The 2,367-nt window shown below is 63.3% G+C and carries 2 protein-coding genes and 1 pseudogene; 2 read left to right on the top strand and 1 reads right to left on the bottom strand.

Annotation, left to right across the window (positions count from 1 at the left end; all coding sequences use genetic code 11):
- Both proW and proX read left to right on the top strand, forming a co-directional pair.
- Positions 1-1,037, top strand: a 1,037-nt coding sequence (gene proW / locus IV091_RS18005; RefSeq protein WP_293470793.1) for a glycine betaine/L-proline ABC transporter permease ProW, incomplete at its 5' end; no start/stop codon positions are given.
- 57 nt (positions 1,038-1,094) lie between these two features.
- A complete protein-coding gene (gene proX / locus IV091_RS18010; RefSeq protein WP_293470795.1) occupies positions 1,095-2,108 on the top strand; it encodes a glycine betaine/L-proline ABC transporter substrate-binding protein ProX in 1,014 nt (337 codons plus the stop codon).
- A gap of 84 nt (positions 2,109-2,192) precedes the next feature.
- Here the strand turns inward: proX and IV091_RS18015 are convergent.
- Positions 2,193-2,367: pseudogene (locus IV091_RS18015) on the bottom strand (class II fumarate hydratase); the annotation flags it as partial.

Here is a 2,367-nt window from a genome sequence, read left to right on the forward strand (position 1 = left end):
CCGTCAGCGGCACCAGCGACTGGCTCGATGCGCCCGCCATCGACACCGAAACCGTCACCGGCTTTCAGATTCAGCAACTGTGGGACGGATCGCTACCCGTGGAAAGCTGGATCAACCAGGGGCTGGCCTGGGTGGTGGACAACTTCCGCCCCTTTTTCCAGACCGTGCGCGTGCCGATTGACAGCACCCTGACCGGCGTTGAAGGCCTGCTGCAAAGCGTGCCTTCACTGGCGATGATTGCGTTTATCGGCCTGCTGGCCTGGCAGTTTGCCGGCCGCGCGCTGGCGACTGGCGCCATCGTGTCGCTGCTGCTGGTGGCCATGCTGGGCATCTGGCCCGAAGCCATGGTGACGCTGTCGCTGGTACTCACGTCGCTGGCGTTTTGCCTGGTCGTCGGGCTGCCGGTGGGCATCCTGCTGGCCAGCAGCGACCGCGCCCAGCGCCTGACGCGTCCGCTGCTGGACGCGATGCAGACCACGCCCGCTTTTGTCTACCTGGTGCCGGTGGTAATGCTGTTTGGCATTGGAAACGTGCCCGGCGTGATCGTCACCATCATCTTTGCGCTGCCGCCGCTGATTCGCCTGACTAACCTGGGCATACGCCAGGTGCGGCCCGACCTGATTGAGGCGGCCCGCGCCTATGGCGCCTCGCCGCTGCAGTTGCTGACCAAGGTGCAGTTGCCGCTGGCCATGCCGTCCATCATGGCCGGCGTCAACCAGACGCTGATGCTGTCGCTGTCGATGGTGGTGATCGCCTCGATGATCGCCGTGGGCGGCCTGGGCCAGATGGTGCTGCGCGGCATTGGGCGGCTCGACATGGGCCTGGCCACCGTGGGCGGCCTGGGCATTGTGCTGCTGGCCATCACGCTGGACCGTATCACCCAGTCTCTGGGCCAGCCGCGCCGCGGTGTGCGCCACTGGTGGCAGACCGGCCCGGCCGGCCTGGTCTGGGGATTGCTCAAACCCAGGCGGCCGGCACCTGCCAAGCCGGCATCCGCGCCGCTGGCACCAGCCGCAATCAGGCCGGTGGCGCAGTAACCGCCCACCTGCCTCCACAGCCATTTTTTCTTTAACCCCAGAAAAGGATTCTTCTTGATGATGAACACTCGAAACTTCACCCGCACCCTGATTGCAGGCAGCTTACTGGCCCTGGGCCTGGCCGCACATGCCGCCGCTGACCTGCCCGGCAAGGGCGTCAAGGTGCAGCCGCTGCAAAGCGCGATTGCCGAGGAAACCTTCCAGACGCTGCTGGTCAGCCGCGGGCTGCAAAAACTGGGTTTTGATGTGCAACCGATCAAGGAAATCGAAGCGGCCACCGGCCACATTGCGATTGCCAACGGCGACGCCACCTTTCTGGCCGACCACTGGGACCCGCTGCATGCGGACTTCTATAAAAACGGCGGCGGCGACGCCAAGCTGTTTCGCAAAGGCGTCTACTCCAGCAATGCGGCCCAGGGTTACCTGATCGACAAGAAAACCGCTGAAAAGTACAAAATCACCCACATCGACCAGCTGAAAGACCCCAAGCTGGCCAAGCTGTTTGACGCCACCGGCGACGGCAAGGCCGACCTGACCGGCTGCAACCCCGGCTGGGGCTGCGAAGCCGTGATCGAGCACCAGCTCACCGCCTTCGGCTTGCGCGACACCGTCTCCCATGCGCAGGGCAGCTATTCGGCGCTGATCGCCGACACCATCACGCGCTTCAAGAAGGGCCAGCCGGTGCTGTACTACACCTGGACCCCGTACTGGGTCAGCGGCGTGCTGCGTCCCGGCCAGGATGTGGTCTGGCTTGAAGTGCCGTTCTCGTCCCTGCCTGGCGAGCAGTCCAGGCTCGACACCAAGCTGCCCAACGGCAAGAACTACGGCTTCACGCTGAACACCCAGCGCATCGTGGCCAACAAGGCCTTCACCGACCAGAACCCGTCGGCGGCCAAGCTGTTTGAAGTGATGCGCCTGCCGGTCGGCGACATCAATGCCCAGAACCAGCGCATGAAGAACGGCGAAAACGCGCAGACGCAGATCGAAGCGCACACCGACGCCTGGATCAAGGGCCACCAAAAGACTTTTGACAGCTGGATCGCGCAAGCCCTGGCCGTTACCAAAAAATAAGTAAAATCCGCCTCTAGCGCATACCCATCAAGCGCTAACAGCTATTTAAAAAATAGCGGTTGGCGCTTTTTTCATGGGCCGGATTCACACCATGTGCTGTGGCACCACCCAAGCGTCAAACTGCTCGGCCGTGACATGGCCAGAGGCCACGGCCGCCTCGCGCAGGCTGCTGCCTTCCTTGTGCGCTTTTTTGGCAATGAAGGCGGCCTTGTCGTAGCCGATGTGCGGGTTCAGCGCCGTCACCAGCATCAGCGAGCGG

This window comes from Polaromonas sp. (assembly GCF_018780625.1).
In the GTDB taxonomy this organism is placed as follows: Bacteria; Pseudomonadota; Gammaproteobacteria; order Burkholderiales; family Burkholderiaceae_C; genus Polaromonas.